15 protein-coding genes are annotated in these 14,598 nt (G+C 58.2%); 6 read left to right on the top strand and 9 right to left on the bottom strand.

The genetic code is table 11. The features are described 5' to 3' along the window. Positions 1-18: 18 nt before the first annotated feature. A complete protein-coding gene (locus ACWGZX_RS00985) occupies positions 19-1,035 on the bottom strand; it encodes a DMT family transporter (protein WP_452626916.1) in 1,017 nt (338 codons plus the stop codon). Here ACWGZX_RS00985 and ACWGZX_RS00980 point away from each other — a divergent pair. The 3 genes from ACWGZX_RS00980 to ACWGZX_RS00970 all read left to right on the top strand — a co-directional run bounded on the left by ACWGZX_RS00980 (position 1,030) and on the right by ACWGZX_RS00970 (position 4,843). Continuing rightward, positions 1,030-1,593 (top strand): helix-turn-helix domain-containing protein, encoded by a 564-nt coding sequence (locus ACWGZX_RS00980; protein WP_452626915.1) that lies wholly within the window; start codon positions 1,030-1,032, stop codon positions 1,591-1,593. The two genes, ACWGZX_RS00985 and ACWGZX_RS00980, sit on opposite strands and share 6 nt — an antisense overlap. Before the next feature lie 184 nt (positions 1,594-1,777). After that, positions 1,778-3,181 carry an LLM class flavin-dependent oxidoreductase gene (locus tag ACWGZX_RS00975; protein ID WP_452628941.1) on the top strand — a complete coding sequence of 468 codons (1,404 nt, stop codon included), beginning with the start codon at positions 1,778-1,780 and terminating at the stop codon, positions 3,179-3,181. A gap of 225 nt (positions 3,182-3,406) precedes the next feature. Further along, complete coding sequence (locus ACWGZX_RS00970) at positions 3,407-4,843, top strand: FAD/NAD(P)-binding protein (RefSeq protein ID WP_452626914.1); 1,437 nt, start codon at positions 3,407-3,409, stop codon at positions 4,841-4,843. Between the two features lie 66 nt (positions 4,844-4,909). On the opposite strand, the gene ACWGZX_RS00965 is transcribed toward ACWGZX_RS00970, so the two are convergent. From ACWGZX_RS00965 to ACWGZX_RS00945, 5 genes are all read right to left on the bottom strand, one after another. Continuing rightward, the gene (locus ACWGZX_RS00965) at positions 4,910-5,134 is read right to left on the bottom strand and encodes a hypothetical protein (protein ID WP_452626913.1); all 225 of its coding nucleotides are present in this window, start codon (positions 5,132-5,134) and stop codon (positions 4,910-4,912) included. A 149-nt stretch (positions 5,135-5,283) separates the two neighbouring features. Further along, on the bottom strand, positions 5,284-5,832 hold the full coding sequence (locus ACWGZX_RS00960) for a lysis system i-spanin subunit Rz (protein ID WP_452626912.1): 549 nt from the start codon (positions 5,830-5,832) through the stop codon (positions 5,284-5,286). A gap of 87 nt (positions 5,833-5,919) precedes the next feature. Then, positions 5,920-6,411 carry a glycoside hydrolase family 24 protein gene (locus tag ACWGZX_RS00955; RefSeq protein WP_452626911.1) on the bottom strand — a complete coding sequence of 164 codons (492 nt, stop codon included), beginning with the start codon at positions 6,409-6,411 and terminating at the stop codon, positions 5,920-5,922. Continuing rightward, on the bottom strand, positions 6,395-6,736 hold the full coding sequence (locus ACWGZX_RS00950) for a hypothetical protein (protein WP_452626910.1): 342 nt from the start codon (positions 6,734-6,736) through the stop codon (positions 6,395-6,397). The genes ACWGZX_RS00955 and ACWGZX_RS00950 overlap by 17 nt, the downstream gene beginning before the upstream one ends. A gap of 524 nt (positions 6,737-7,260) precedes the next feature. Beyond that, on the bottom strand, positions 7,261-8,001 hold the full coding sequence (locus ACWGZX_RS00945) for a response regulator (RefSeq protein ID WP_223511171.1): 741 nt from the start codon (positions 7,999-8,001) through the stop codon (positions 7,261-7,263). Positions 8,002-8,217: 216 nt separating this feature from the next. Between ACWGZX_RS00945 and ACWGZX_RS00940 the strand changes: the two genes are divergently transcribed. Next, a complete protein-coding gene (locus ACWGZX_RS00940) occupies positions 8,218-9,279 on the top strand; it encodes an alpha/beta fold hydrolase (protein WP_452626909.1) in 1,062 nt (353 codons plus the stop codon). 132 nt (positions 9,280-9,411) lie between these two features. Here ACWGZX_RS00940 and ppnN read toward each other — a convergent pair whose 3' ends face one another. Then, positions 9,412-10,785: a nucleotide 5'-monophosphate nucleosidase PpnN gene (gene ppnN / locus ACWGZX_RS00935; RefSeq protein ID WP_452626908.1), complete on the bottom strand. Its 1,374-nt coding sequence runs from the start codon at positions 10,783-10,785 to the stop codon at positions 9,412-9,414. Positions 10,786-11,001: 216 nt separating this feature from the next. On the opposite strand from ppnN, the gene ACWGZX_RS00930 reads away from it, so the two are divergent. Further along, the gene (locus tag ACWGZX_RS00930; protein ID WP_452626907.1) at positions 11,002-11,529 is read left to right on the top strand and encodes a DUF3087 domain-containing protein; all 528 of its coding nucleotides are present in this window, start codon (positions 11,002-11,004) and stop codon (positions 11,527-11,529) included. A 225-nt stretch (positions 11,530-11,754) separates the two neighbouring features. Further along, on the top strand, positions 11,755-13,233 hold the full coding sequence (locus ACWGZX_RS00925; RefSeq protein ID WP_452626906.1) for a sensor domain-containing diguanylate cyclase: 1,479 nt from the start codon (positions 11,755-11,757) through the stop codon (positions 13,231-13,233). 2 nt (positions 13,234-13,235) lie between these two features. On the opposite strand, the gene ACWGZX_RS00920 is transcribed toward ACWGZX_RS00925, so the two are convergent. Together ACWGZX_RS00920 and ACWGZX_RS00915 are read right to left on the bottom strand one after the other, a co-directional pair. Then, positions 13,236-14,153 carry a LysR family transcriptional regulator gene (locus ACWGZX_RS00920; protein WP_452626905.1) on the bottom strand — a complete coding sequence of 306 codons (918 nt, stop codon included), beginning with the start codon at positions 14,151-14,153 and terminating at the stop codon, positions 13,236-13,238. A gap of 23 nt (positions 14,154-14,176) precedes the next feature. Further along, positions 14,177-14,551 carry a DUF2784 domain-containing protein gene (locus ACWGZX_RS00915; RefSeq protein ID WP_452628940.1) on the bottom strand — a complete coding sequence of 125 codons (375 nt, stop codon included), beginning with the start codon at positions 14,549-14,551 and terminating at the stop codon, positions 14,177-14,179. Positions 14,552-14,598: the final 47 nt, after the last annotated feature.

The raw sequence follows: 14,598 nt of genomic DNA, 5'->3' as shown, positions 1-14,598 counted from the left end.
CACCGCAGATATTACGGCCTAACCCTGTATCTCCTGCTCCAACTCCTCTTCAGGCGCGGCACCCTTACCCTTGGTCTTCAACTCACTCACAATCACCGCCGCCACGATCAACCCCGCGCCAACCAGTGCAATCGCCGGCAGCCGCTCCCCGGCTATCCGCCCGACAATCCCGGCCCACACCGGTTCTCCCGCATAAATCAACGTCGCCCGTGTCGGTGAAACACTCTTCTGCGCCCAGTTCATGGCCACCTGAATCGCCGCACTCGCCGCGCCCAGGCCCAAAGCACTGCACAACAGCAGCCAAGAGAAGTCCGGGATGCGCTCCTGAGTCGGCACCACCATCAAAAACGCCAGCACTGACGTGGTAGCCAATTGCACCACCGTTACCCGACGCACATCGACCTGGCCGGCATAGGTGCTGATCAGAATGATCTCCGCGGCAATCGCAATGGCGCTGATCAGCGTGGCAATTTCACCGGGACTGAAATTGAACGAAGCACCGGAAGGCCCCGACAGCAACATCAACCCGGTAAACGCCAGCATGATCCCGATGCTCGGCATCAACCCCGGACGTCGTCCCAGCACCAGCCATTGCAGTAACGGCACGAAAGGTACGTACAGCGCGGTGATAAACGCTGACTGGCTGCTGGGAATGCTCTGCAAGCCGACCGTCTGCAAACCATAACCGAGCATGATCGCCACACCGATAAAGGCCCCGGCCTTGAGTTCGAACAGGGTCAGTTCCCGCAGGTGGCGCCAGGAGAACAGCGCGACGAGGCTCGCGGCAGCGGCGAAGCGCAGGCCGACGAAAAACATCGGGCCGCTGACGGTCATCGCATGCTGCACCAACAAAAAGGTGCCGCCCCAGACCATGGTGATCAGCACTAGCACGCACTCGGCTTTGCTGAACCGTGAGAAACGGGGGGAAGAGTTCGCCGACGTCATGACCTTGCACGCTACCTGAGGGGGACGCACAATGCGCCGAATGTTGCGCAGTATACTGCCCAACCCTACCAAGTGAGCAATATAGTGCACAAAGATTCCACGCAACGGGCTTCGGTCCTCCAGCACGTTAGCCAAAACGTTCGGCGTTTGCGCCACGCCGCCGACATGAGCCAGACCGCGTTGGCCGAAAAGTCCGGAGTCAGCCGCCGGATGCTGGTGGCCATCGAGGCCGGCGAGAAGAACGTCAGCCTGACCACTCTCGACCGCGTGGCCGAAGCGCTGGAGGTGGCCTTCAGCGATCTGATCCAGGCCCCGGACGCCCGCGACCCGAGCCGCATCAACGAAGTGGCCTGGGCCGGAGTAATCCCCGGCAGCAAAGCCGTTTTACTGTCCAAGGCCACCGCGACTCGCGAAGTGGAACAATGGGAATGGTGCCTGCAACCGGGGGAAATTTACCCGTCGCAACCGGATGCTGAAGGCTGGAGCGAGCAGATCTACGTGTTCGAAGGCTGCCTGACCGTGATGCTGGGCGACACGCCGCAGCATATCGCTGCCGGTGAGTTCTTCATGTTCGCCAGCAACCAGCCCCATGCCTATCGCAACGATGGTCCCGTGGCGGCGCGGTTTGTGCGCAACGTGGTGATCTGACTGTTTACCGATCAACAGTGGATAGACACTTTGCCCTTCTAAAGCTTCAAGTCTTTCTTGGAAGATTCACCAAGCTATTGAAATAACAGGAAATCATATTCAGGCACGACTCCTGCAAAAGCCTCCGCTGCATTTACCAGAATCCCGGAGTCGGCCCATGACAACCTCAGCCCAACCCCCTAATATCTCCCGCGAAATTCGCCTCAACGCCTTCGACATGAACTGTGTCGGCCATCAGTCGCCGGGCTTGTGGGCGCACCCGCGCGATCGTTCGTGGCAATACAAGGACCTCGAATACTGGACCGATCTGGCGAAAATCCTTGAGCGTGGCAAGTTCGATGGCTTGTTCATTGCTGATGTGCTGGGCATCTACGACGTCTACAACGGCAACGGTGAGGCGGCGATCCGTCAGGCCGCGCAAGTACCGGTCAACGATCCGCTGCAACTGATCCCGCCGATGGCACTGGTGACCGAGCATTTGGGGTTTGGCCTGACCGCCTCGCTATCGTTTGAACATCCGTATCCGTTCGCCCGACGCCTGTCGACGCTGGATCACCTGACCAAGGGCCGTGCCGGCTGGAACATCGTCACTTCGTACCTGGAGAGTGGCGCAAAAAACATCGGCCAGAAAAACCAGACCGAACACGACACCCGTTATGACTTCGCTGAGGAATACCTGGAGGTTTGCTACAAACTCTGGGAAGGCAGTTGGGAAGAGGGCGCGATTCTGCGTGATCGCGAGCGGCGGATCTTCAGTGACCCGAGCAAAATTCACGAGATCCGCCACGTTGGCCAACACTTCCAGGTGCCGGGCATTCACCTGTGCGAACCTTCGCTGCAACGCACGCCGGTGCTTTATCAGGCCGGCGCATCGAGTCGGGGCAAGCAGTTTGCGGCCGAACATGCCGAATGCGTATTCGTCGCCGCGCCGTCGAAAGTGCTGCTGAAGAAAACCGTGGCCGACATTCGCCGACGTGCCGCCGAGGCCGGGCGCGATCCGAAGAAAATCCTGATCTTCAACCTGCAAACGGTAATCCTCGGTGAAACCGACGCGAAGGCCAAAGCCAAGTTCGAGGAATACAAAACCTGGGTCAGTTACGAAGGGGCCATGGCGTTGATTTCCGGCTGGACGGGCATCGACTTCAGTCAGTTCAAACCTGATGAACCGCTCAAGCACGTGCACACCAATGCCATTCAATCAGCGGTGGAAGCGTTTTCCACGGCGGACCCGAACAAGGTCTGGACGCCCAACGAACTGGCGGACTGGGTAGGGATTGGTGGCTTTGGGCCGTTGTTTGTCGGCGGTCCCGAGACGGTCGCCGATCTTCTGCAAGAATGGGTGGAGGAGACCGACGTGGACGGTTTCAACCTGGCATATGCGTTGACCCACGAAACCTTCATCGATGCCGTGGAATTGCTGGTGCCGGAGTTGCAGAAGCGCGGGGTGTACAAGACCGACTATGCGCCGGGAACCTTGCGCGAGAAGTTGTTTGGGGAAGGCGCGCGGTTGCCGGATATTCATCCGGGAGCGGGTTATCGGGATCTGGCGGCATTGCGGCAGCAGGAGAAGAAAGTGGTGTCTACCTAGACGCCTTCGCTACATTTGATCGCCTGTCTCACAGAAAACGAGGTCATCTGTAGGAGCAGGCTTGCCAGCGAAGGCGGTGGATCAGTCGATATACATGTTGACTGACATGCCGCTTTCGCTGGCAAGCCAGCTCCTACAGGGGGGAGGTTTGTGTGCTGGAGAGCAACACATTAAGGTGGCACGCACAGCGTTCCATTCCGGTAAACATCGACCAATGAGCAGGGCATGAACGAAATCCAAAGCGCGCAGACGATCGACGCCACCCGCCACGCAGACATTCTGATCATCGGCGGCGGCCTCAGTGGCGCGATGCTGGCGGCGCAATTGCTGCGTTTGCCTGGCCGTCGTTCAGTACTGGTGATTGAACCCCGTGCGGAGCTCGGTCGAGGCGAAGCCTACAGCGCAGTCGAGTTGGGCCATACGCTGAACGGCAACGCGGCGCGGATGAGCGTCGATCCGGACAACGCCGATGACCTGACGCAATGGTTGACTGGACACATCGCCACCGGTGGCTGGCCGGAATCGGCCGAACAACCTGTGCCGATCAGCGAATTGTTCCCGCCACGGGGTCTGTTCGGCGTGTACGTGCAGCAACGCCTGGCCGAAGCGCAAGCCGTCGGGGCACTGAATGGCTCCACGGTCGAGCATGTGCAGGCGGAAGTGATCGATCTGCAAACGGACGACGATTCGGTTCGTCTGACATTGAGTGACGGGCAACGCTTGCAGGGCGCTTATGCAGTGCTGGCGACCGGGATGTTTCCCGCGGCGCGCACGCCACTGATAGAGTCCAGCGGTTTGAACGCCGCAGCGCTGGATCCGTGGGATGTCGCCGCCATGCGCCAGCTTGATCCACAGTCGACGGTGCTGATCATTGGTTCCGGCCTGACCATGGTCGATGCCGTGGTGTCGCTGGAACAGGCCGGGCATCGCGGGCCGATCGAAGTGTTTTCCCGTCACGGATTGCTACCGCATGTGCGTCGGCAACCACCGGCCTGGGTAGATTTCCTGGCTGACGATCACAGCATTCGCACGCCACGCCAGTTGGTGCGCGAACTGCGACGACATTGTTGGGAGGCCATCGCCCAAGGCATCGACTGGCAAGCACCGCTCGATACCGTGCGTGCGCACATTGGCCGGTTGTGGAATCAGGCGACGGACCGGCAGCGTCGGCAGTTTGTGCGACATCTCCGGCCGTGGTGGGAAAGTCATCACCACCGCTCGCCACCCTTGAGTGCCGCCCTGGTGGAGCGGTTACACCGGGAAGGGCGCTTGCGGATTCAAGCGGCGTCGTTCAAAGGCCTTGAACCCGGGTCGCAGGACGGAGTCAGCATCCGCATTCGTCGTCGTGGCGAGGCCTGCACGTGTGTGGTGCGTGGCGCGGCGTTGATCAACTCCAGCGGCATCGAGTATGACTGGCGCCGGGTCGCCCGACCGCTGCCACAGCAACTGTTGGCGCGCGGATTGATCCGGCCGGGACCGTTGGCGCTGGGGATTGCAGCGGCTGTCGACGGTGCCGTACTGGACGCCGAAGGGCTGGTCGCCCGGCGCCTGTTCGCCATGGGGCCACCGTTGCGCGGCATGTGGTGGGAAAGCACGGCAGTCACCGACGTAGCCCTACAGGCTAAAGCTCTGGCGGCGCGACTCGTCGGGGATTGCGTTTAACAAAGAAAACCCAGGGTAGATCGGATCTACCCGGGGTTTCTTGTTCAAGCGGCGCAAAGCCATTAATCAATACCGCTGATACTTCGAGCCGAATTCAGGGCGGTTTTCAGCGACGTACAACGTGCTCGGCTGACTGTCTTTGTGATCGCTATCGACAGTGTTCTCATTGAGTGTGGCCGGTTGGCTGACTTTAACGGCGGCGACAATCTGGGAGGTGGCCTGCGGCGCAGCGATAGCGGATGTAGCGCCAAGAACCGACAGGGCGAAACCAAGACCGATGAGGCTTTTCATGATGTTGCTCCAGAGCGTGGGAAGAAGATGTCGCCACTCTAGTGCTGGAGCGTGGTGATGGAAAAACACCCTTGGGCATAGTCGTTATCGAGATCGTTGATCCGATGTCAGCGAGGTGTTCGCTCGACAAGGCGGCGCTGGCGGTTTTCCTATTCAGGCCTTGCCGCGCCTTTACCGGCTAATCCACAACCAGGTACATCAGAATTGATTGCACAAACGTAACCTTGCAGTCCGCTCAACTTCACCGCGCAACGATCGGCGTCTCCGGTAATGGTTGCAAGAGCCGCTGCATCCTCTGGGTATAGTTCGGCTCGCTGGGCTCTATCATCCAGGCTGGGGGGGCTGGCGGTTGCAGGCAAGTGGCTGGAGGAGCAACGCTGAACGCGGACTGACAACCGCTGATGAGAAGCGGCAAGATCAGCACTAAGACGAGCGGAATTTTGCTGTGCATCTTGTAACTCCTGATAGTGCCTTTGATCGAGCAATGTAATCTCGTTGGCCTGTTCCTTATGCCGGTCCATCTGCGCCTGTAATTGTCGTGCAGCGACTCGGCTAATTTCGGCCATGGTGTCAGCGTGAACCCGCTGTATGGTTTCAATCTCGGCGCCATATCGCCACCCCTGAATCATCCACGCGGAACCTGCCGCGATCACGGCTGCGATAATCAGCGGGATAAACCTCAGAATAAGAGCAATCACATATGTACCTCTTGGGTGCTTTTATAACCGCGCAGCAAAGAGTCGATAAAATGCACTGATCAATACATTCATCATGCTTGCTCGTTATCAAGCATCTAACCTACCGTCCGCGCTAACATAGCGAACGATTAATTTCTCAATGGTGTGTTCATGCTGTCCATATCCTGCGCCCGGCAGACTTGCCCAAATATTTGAACATTTGGTAATGGCTTCAGTTATTTTTCCAGCTTTGATGTCTTTAAGTGCTCCTTGCTCGCGAATTTGCTGGATGGCGACTCGGTCCTGATTTTCGGGAGTAAAACCACCCGCAAGTTTAAGCGAGTCTTTGTAGGAATCCCAATACCACGATAGTAATTGGTAGCGACCTGCTGCCGTGGACTTAATGCCCAACTTCGGTAAAGCGACTAGTCTTCGAGGGTGATCGACGTAACTAGTAAATAGCGCGCCGCCGACGATCACATCGTAACCATGATTGCTGGTGCACTGTTTTCCATTGTCCGTACCTTCTGACCATGCAAGCATGTCCAAAAAAGCAAGAATATTTAGTCCGCCAGCGTCTTTCTCATTGAGGTGAGCCATTTTTTTTCCAACTGGTATTTTCTATGTTGATTTTAATGTAATGGGCTTCTATGTCTGATATTAACTGGTCTAAGGTGTGTGACGCTTTTAGTAAGTCAGGTGAGGGTATTCCAGTGGTGTGCTTTAGTACGTACTTAAGCTCCACGAGAGTGTCCAGGCCAATCTGCATTCTCTGAAGTCTTTCCTCGCGTACTTCTTCATAGCGAGTTTTAGTGATTTTTGCTTCGGCATGAAAGATTAGCGCGATACTCGATGCGATGATTGCGCAGGCCACTACGAAATAACCAAAAATAAAAACTCTTCTGTCACTTTGTCTCTTGATCATGATTAACTCTCGCCTTGCGAATGTAGAGCTTCTTTAGATTGGAGCGTGCAATAGTAATGTCGGCGCGCCTGCAATAATACTGCGCGAACGACAGTTGTAGTTTAAGTAAGGAATACTTTGCAGGAGAGTCGCTTGATCTGAAAATCTACTTGTTCAAGGTTTAATGTCGGGCTGGTATTAACATTAGCGCCGATGTTGGCGAGTGACAATTTCAAGTCCGAATTCGGACTGTGCGCGCAGTTTGAAGAGTGGTGTCGTGGGGGTGGCCAGCGCTACTATCTTGCTCTTTTCGTGCTGCATCACCATGCCAAAGACTAGATGACTAGCTATTGGCATGATTTTTTTGTGGGTGAAAATTTTAAGGGTTGTTAGTCCAGTATTTGCTATTAAATACTCATTAATTAGCGTGTCGGTGGCATATTTTGAATCTTGTCATGGCGCTATCCCCAAAGTACCAATAAGGCTCACCAGGAAAAACAGCGATAACCGGGACAGCAGCGTGCGCGGCCAATGCAGGGAGCACGTCATTGAGGTGCGCCGAGCAATTCCACCGGGTAAGAGAACACATAGCCTTCGCTACGCACGGTCTTGATGTAGGTCGGCTCGCGTGAATCATCCAGCAGGCGCTGGCGCAATCGGCTTACCAGCAAATCGATGGAACGGTCGAACAGGTCGGAATCGCGGCCCTGGGTCAGGTTGAGCAACTGGTCACGGCTGAGCACCCGTTGCGGGTGATCGAGGAACACGCGCAGCAAGCGGTATTCCGCGCCACTGAGGGCAACCATGGTGCCGTCTTCATCCAGCAAGTGGCGCGCGGTGGTATCGAGGCGCCAGCGTCCGAAGCCGAGCAGTCGGCCCGTTTCGGTGATCAGCAGGTTCGGCGGCAGCATCCGCGTGCGGCGCAACACGGCGTTGATCCGCGCCAGCAACTCGCGGGCGGCGAAGGGTTTGGTCAGGTAATCGTCGGCACCCATTTCCAGGCCGAGGATGCGATCGGTTTCATCGTTGCGTGCGGTGAGCATCAGGATTGGTGTGGCTTTGTGTTTGCCTGCGCGTAATTCACGGCACAGCACCAGGCCGTCATCACCGGGCATCATGAGGTCCAGCACGATCAGGTCCACCTGATTGGTTTCCAGAAAATGGCGCATCTGCCGGCCGTCGGCAACCACGGTTGTGCGCAAGCCGTTTTTCTTCAGGTAATTGCCCACCAGCTCGCGGATCTCGCGATCGTCATCGACGATCAGGATGTGGTTCACATGCTCCATTGCTCAACCCTCTTGATTGGTGCGCATTACCGAGCGTTGCGGGATTTGTATCGCACTGTATCAGGCGTTCTGTTTGACACCTTACGCCTTAATAACTCTGTTTTGACGACACATGGCAGATACCAGCGGGCGATTAAATGGCTTCCATCGAGGCAATGCGACTTGCCTCACATCCACCGCTAAAACCACAGACAAACGACTTGTAGGGAAATCACCATGAAGATGAATGTGTTGAGCCGTAAAACCGCATCACGCCGACGCTTTATGGCGCCGACGATGCTCGCTTTCGCGCTGATGCAGTTCGGTGCCCTTGGCGCTGCCAATGCGCAAGCCGCCACTCCGACCGCAGAGCCGGCGGTGGCCAGTGCGGATTCGTATACCCCGTTCGGTCCGCTGAAGCACGTCAAGGCCGGCTTGCTAAATGTGGCTTACGCGGAGGTGGGGCCCACCGATGGCCCCGTGGTGATTCTCCTGCATGGTTGGCCCTACGACATTCACAGTTATAGCGAAGTGGCGCCGCTGCTGGCGGCCAAGGGGTACCGGGTGCTGATCCCGTATGCTCGGGGTTACGGCGACACGCATTTCCTGTCTGACAAGACCCTGCGCAACGGCCAACCCGCCGCGTTGGCCAGTGACGTCATCGACTTCATGGATGCGCTGAAGATCAAACAGGCTGTGCTCGGTGGCTACGACTGGGGCGCACGTTCGGCGGACATCGTCTCGGCGCTGTGGCCGGAACGGGTCAAGGCGCTGGTGTCGGTAAGCGGCTACTTGATCGGCAATCAGGCCGCGGGCAAAAACCCGTTGCCGCCCAAGGCGGAGTTGCAATGGTGGTATCAGTTCTATTTCGCGACCGATCGCGGCCAGGCCGGCTACGAAAAAAACCGCCACGATTTCGCCAAGTTGATCTGGCAACTGGCGTCCCCGAAATGGGCCTTTGACGACGCGACCTATGATCGCAGTGCGGCCGCTCTGGACAACCCGGACCATGTCGCTATCACGATTTTCAACTACCGCTGGCGGTTGGGCATGGTTCAGGGCGAACCCCAATACGAAGCGCTGGAACAGCGGCTGGCCAAGGCACCTTCGATTACGGTGCCGACCATTACGATGGAAGGCGACGCCAACGGCGCACCGCACCCGGCGGCCGAGGACTACGCCAAGCGCTTTACCGGCAAGTATGAGTACCGACTGATCAATGGCGGCATCGGCCATAACCTGCCACAGGAAGACCCGCAGGCGTTTGCCAAAGCCGTGATCGACGCTGATCACCTGTAACCACACTAACCCCTGTGGGAGCGAGCTTGCTCGCGATGGCGGTGTGTCATTCAACATCAATGTTGGCTGACAGGGCCTCATCGCGAGCAAGCTCGCTCCCACAGGTTTTCAGGGTGTTAGTCGGGTCGTGGGTTATGCCACGACCTGATAACACGGCACATAAGCCGCGCCACCCGGCAGTTTCATCCGGTGTTGGGCGACGAAGGCTTTGAGCAGTTGATCCAGCGGATGCATGATCGCGGCATCACCACGGATCTGGTAAGGCCCGTGCTGTTCGATCAAGCGGATGCCCTTGTCCTTGACGTTGCCGGCGACAATGCCGGAGAACGCGCGCCGCAGGTTGGCCGCCAGTTCGTGAGCGGGGAGGGCCTGGCTCAGTTTCAGGTTGGCCATGTTTTCGTGAGTCGGATCGAACGGGCGCTGGAAGCCTTCGTCGATCTTCAGCAGCCAGTTGAAGTGGAACGCGTCATTGCGCTCGCGGCGGAACTGTTTGACCGCTTTAAGCCCCTGAGTCATCTGCCGTGCGACTTCAGCCGGATCGTCGATGATGATCTCGTAATGTTTCTTCGCCGCATCGCCCAGCGTCGCGCCGACGAACGCGTCCAGTTGTTCCAGATACGGTGCGGCATGCTTGGGCCCGGTGAGGACGACCGGGAAGGGCAGGCCTTGGTTGTCCGGGTGCATCAGGATGCCGAGCAGGTACAGGAACTCTTCGGCCGTGCCCGCGCCGCCCGGGAAAATGATGATGCCGTGGCCGACACGGACGAACGCTTCCAGGCGCTTTTCGATGTCCGGCAAGATCACCAGCTCGTTGACGATCGGGTTCGGCGCTTCGGCGGCGATGATGCCCGGTTCAGTCAATCCAAGGTAGCGACCGCCGTGGATACGCTGTTTGGCGTGGGCGATGGTCGCGCCTTTCATTGGGCCTTTCATCACGCCGGGGCCGCAACCGGTGCAGATATCGAGGCTGCGCAGGCCCAGTTCGTGGCCGACTTTCTTGGTGTATTTGTATTCTTCGGTGTTGATCGAGTGGCCGCCCCAGCAGACCACGATCTTCGGCTCGACGCCGGGGCGCAGGGTGCGGGCGTTGCGCAGCAAGTGGAACACGTAGTCGCTGATGCCTTGGGAGGTACTCAGGTCGATGCGCTGGCTGTCGAGTTCGTTTTCGGTGTAGACGATGTCACGCAAGGCGCTGAACAGCATCTCACGCGTGCTGGCGATCATTTCGCCGTCGACGAAGGCGTCGGCCGGTGCGTTCAGCAGTTCCAGGCGTACGCCGCGATCTTGCTGGTGGATGCGGATTTCAAAATCTTTGTAGGCTTCAAGGATGGTTTTGGCGTTGTCGACATGGGCGCCGGTGTTGAGGATGGCCAGGGCGCATTGGCGGAAGATGTCGTAGGTGCTGCCGGAGCCGGCTTCGCTCAGTTGTTGGACTTCGCGTTGAGAAAGGGTTTCCAGGCTGCCTTTTGGGCTGACCGAGGCGTTGATTACTTGTCGTTGGGTCATTCAATGATCCTTAAAACGATGTCACTCACCGAGCCGCGCGAATGGCATCCGAATAGAGTGTATCCATGGATGAAGATGGCACGATCTGCGCTGTACCGCCATGTCCCCCGTTTGACGATGAAAAGATGAAAAGGAGCCCCAGCATAGCTAAATCCCTCGCAGAGGCGATAATGCCTGGCCTTCTTTTTTGCTCATGCCCCAAGGAACCCTGCCGCGATGTTCGAAATCCAGCCGAAGAATGCCCAAGCCTATCGACAACAGACGCGCCGCAGTACGGTGATTATTGCCCTGATTTTCCTGGTGCTGGCGATGGCGCTGTCCACGGCGGCGGTGGCGTTGTTCGGTGAGCCCGGCGGCGACAACCTGCGGTTTAACGTCGGCGGTGTGTTTGTCGCGGTGTTGCTGATGGTGGCGCTGATGCGCGGCAAGTTCTGGAACCAGCCATGGATGGCGCCCGCGGTGTACGGCTGGCAGCTCAAGCGCAGCCTGATGAGCATCACCAACATCATGCATCAGGTCACCGCAGCGGTTGAGACGGGTGATCCGGTGGCCATGAAGCTGCTGCGTTTTTACCACCTGGGCTTGAACCAGATGCACGAACTGGACGGCAACTCCAGCGACCACAGTCAGTTGATCCGCGAGATGGATCAGCACAAGGCGCGGATGGATGCGCTGGGCATCGACACCGATCAGACCCGTCTGGATCCGGCCTGGCTTGAGGCGGTGAAACAGTCGTCGAAGTAAGACTTTAGGGCGGATTCCCCACACAATCCCGTCATGAAGCTAGCAAATCGCCTATCTTGTTGCTGGTACGGCATTCAAGGGGCGAACAGGAAAAGTTGCCCTGTCATAACGAATCAGGGAACGTTATGGGGGCATTCGTCCATTAAAGATCCAACTGAAAGCGCCCGTACCACCGCGTCGTGGAAGACCGGCCAGCGTGCGTCGAGGCTCAAGGTCCGCTACGCGGTGGTTCTGCTCGTGGCGGTGTGCCTGTCGATGACGGCAATCGTGATTTGGCAAGCCTGGAATTCGCGCCAGTACCATCTGCATGACAAAGAAGTGGCGATGTCCAACCTGGCGCAGACCCTGGCGTCGCAAACGCAAGCGTCGATAAAACAGGCCGATACGCTGCTGTTTGCCCTCGTGGACCGCGTTGAAAACGAGGGTGTCGGTGCGCAGCAACTGCCCAGATTGCAACGTTTGCTCAGCGCTGAACGCAGCGAACTGAAGCAACTGCATGGTTTGTTCATCTTTGACGAAGCGGGGCGCTGGATCGCCAACTCCAATGGCGCCGAGGTGCCTGACGCGAACAATTCCGACCGTGAGTATTTCATTTTTCATCGTGACCATCCCGACCGCGGCCCGCATATCGGTCAGTCGATAAAAAGTCGTTCAAGTGGTGAATGGATCATGACCGTGTCACGCCGGATCAATCATCCGGATGGTCGATTTGCCGGTGTGGCGCTGGCAACGATCTATCTCAGTCATTTCCTTGAGCTTTACGACAGTATCGATATGGGCCGCAACGGGGTGATCAGCCTGTTTGCCGATGATGCCAGCATTGTTGTGCGGCGGCCGTTCAATGAGGCTGACATTGGCATCAGCGTGGCCAAGGCGCCGCTGTTTACTCAACTGTTGCCCAAAGGCGATTCCGGCACGGCCACCGTCAAGTCATATGTGGACGGTGTGGAACGGGTGGTGGGGTTTCGGCGGGTCAGCGGGTATCCGCTGATCATCTTTGCCGCGCTGGACAAGGAGGAAGTCCTGGCCGGCTGGCGCAAAGAGACGGCATTGAGCGCAGGTATCGTGGTTTCGCTGCTGCTGTTTCTGGGCGGGCTTGGTTACCGCCTCATTCACGTCATGAAGCAGCAACAACACGTCCAGAGTGTGTTGCTCGATGGCCCGGAAAAACTCATCGAGGTCAATCGTAGCCTTGAATTGCTGGCCCTTGAGGATGCGTTGACCGGTCTGTCCAACCGGCGTCAGTTCGACGTGTTTATCCTCGCGGAAATGGGCCGCGCACGGCGCACGCTGACTGAGCTTGCCATGTTGATGATCGATGTCGATCACTTCAAGAGCTTTAACGATCGTTATGGTCATGTGGCCGGCGATGAGTGTTTGCGCCGGATCAGCGCGATCATCAAGGACAACATCAAGCGCCCCGGCGACCTTGCCGCGCGTTATGGCGGCGAAGAGTTCTCGGTGGTGCTGCCTGGCACCGACTATGCGGGCGCTTTTCTGGTGGCCGAAAACATCCGTCACGCGGTACTGCGGGCGGACATTGCGCACTGCGAAAGTCCGGAGGGCAGGGTAACGGTCAGTATCGGTGTTTGCGCCTACAACCCGGCCTCGCAGGACCAACCCGATGATTTGGTCAGTGCGGCGGACAAGGCGCTGTATGTGGCCAAGAGCAGCGGGCGCAACATGAGTGTCACGGCCAACTGAGTTCAGACAAACCGGTCGCTACCCTGAACCAGTTGGGTGCAGAGGTACGATTGCTTGAGTTTTTCCAGCCACCAGCCCAATGCACGACCGTCATGATCGCCGCGCCAGCCGGCATACAGAATGTTCGGTTCGCGCGGGTCGGCCATCTGTTTTTCGACCAGGGTGCCGTTTTTCAATAACGAGCCCACCCGGTGCCGGGGCAGCCAGCCGACGCCCAGCCCATCGCATTGCGCCAGGACTTTTGCGCGCATGGTCGGTACCGCGAGCACCGGTTGGCCGCTAGAGACGCCGTAGGTGCTGCCCTCCGTGACCCTTGAAGAATCGGCCACGACAATCGCCCGGTGCTGCGCCACCATCGCCCGTGAAATCGGCTCTTTAGCGTTGGCCAGCGGGTGTTTGGGCGACACCGCGAACACCCACTCCATTTCCCCCAATTGCATCCAGCGCAGGGTCGGGATCGCCGGCGGCTCGTTGGTGGCGCCGATGATCAAGTCCGCGCGCCCTTCACGCAAAGCTTCCCAAACACCCTTAAGCACCTCCTGTGTGATGCGCAGCGGTACGCCGGATTCCAGTGCGTCGAATTCGTGGATCACTGGAATCAAGGCTTCGAATTCAAGCAATTCGTCGGTGACAATCCATAACCGGCTTTCCCAGCCGTTGGCCACTTGCTGCACTCGCTGGGTCAGCCGGGACACGTCCTGCATCAACCGCGCCGCTTCGTTCACCAGCAACTCGCCAGCCGGGGTGAGCTGTAAGCGGTAACGACGGCGATCGAAGAGCAACGCGTCGAAGCGCTCCTCCAGTTGCCGCGCAGCGTAGGACACGGTCGACGGCGCCTTGCCCAAGTGAGCGGCGGCCCGCGACAGGCTGCCGGTCTCGCGGATGGCCTGGAGCAGACTCAGGTCTTCAATCGACAACATGGACTCAATCCTCGGCGCTTGTTTCAGGCGGCCCGGCGCAATTTCCACAGCCTGATCAGCCGAAGATAGACCAGTACGTTGATAGCCAGCACTACGCTGCCCAGCGTCAACTGAATCGCAGGCGTCAGGCCAGCCGGGTAAATGACCGGCCACACGTAGTGTTCGATAAAGCCGCCCCCGTAGCCGTTTTGCCCGGCCGCCTGGCGCATGAGATTTTCCCACTGGGTCAGCGGGCAGGTCAGGTGCAAGACTTCAACCGTCACGCCCCACGCGGCGGCGGGCAGGTGCGCCCAGATCAGCGACCGCCATTTGAGCACCATCAGCCCGCCGAACAGCACGAACAGAATGAACAACAGATGAAACAGCACCAGCCCGTCGGCGGCGATCCGGTAAAACATGTCGCCTCCCTGACCTGTCATGCGAATCACTCCATGGTACTCGGGCG

Source organism: Pseudomonas sp. CLCA07, from assembly GCF_053615335.1.
This window is presented reverse-complemented; position numbering and strand designations above follow the sequence as displayed.

Excerpts from the sequence above, each read along its gene's own strand:
- ACWGZX_RS00955 (WP_452626911.1), bottom strand. The coding sequence starts at position 6,411 with ATGGCTCACCTCAATGAGAAAGACGCTGGCGGACTAAATATTCTTGCT.
- ACWGZX_RS00930 (WP_452626907.1), top strand. The coding sequence starts at position 11,002 with ATGTTCGAAATCCAGCCGAAGAATGCCCAAGCCTATCGACAACAGACG.
- ppnN (WP_452626908.1), bottom strand. The coding sequence starts at position 10,785 with ATGACCCAACGACAAGTAATCAACGCCTCGGTCAGCCCAAAAGGCAGC.
- ACWGZX_RS00940 (WP_452626909.1), top strand. The coding sequence starts at position 8,218 with ATGAAGATGAATGTGTTGAGCCGTAAAACCGCATCACGCCGACGCTTT.
- ACWGZX_RS00970 (WP_452626914.1), top strand. The coding sequence starts at position 3,407 with ATGAACGAAATCCAAAGCGCGCAGACGATCGACGCCACCCGCCACGCA.
- ACWGZX_RS00945 (WP_223511171.1), bottom strand. The coding sequence starts at position 8,001 with ATGGAGCATGTGAACCACATCCTGATCGTCGATGACGATCGCGAGATC.
- ACWGZX_RS00950 (WP_452626910.1), bottom strand. The coding sequence starts at position 6,736 with ATGATCAAGAGACAAAGTGACAGAAGAGTTTTTATTTTTGGTTATTTC.
- ACWGZX_RS00915 (WP_452628940.1), bottom strand. The coding sequence starts at position 14,551 with ATGTTTTACCGGATCGCCGCCGACGGGCTGGTGCTGTTTCATCTGTTG.
- ACWGZX_RS00965 (WP_452626913.1), bottom strand. The coding sequence starts at position 5,134 with ATGAAAAGCCTCATCGGTCTTGGTTTCGCCCTGTCGGTTCTTGGCGCT.
- ACWGZX_RS00920 (WP_452626905.1), bottom strand. The coding sequence starts at position 14,153 with ATGTTGTCGATTGAAGACCTGAGTCTGCTCCAGGCCATCCGCGAGACC.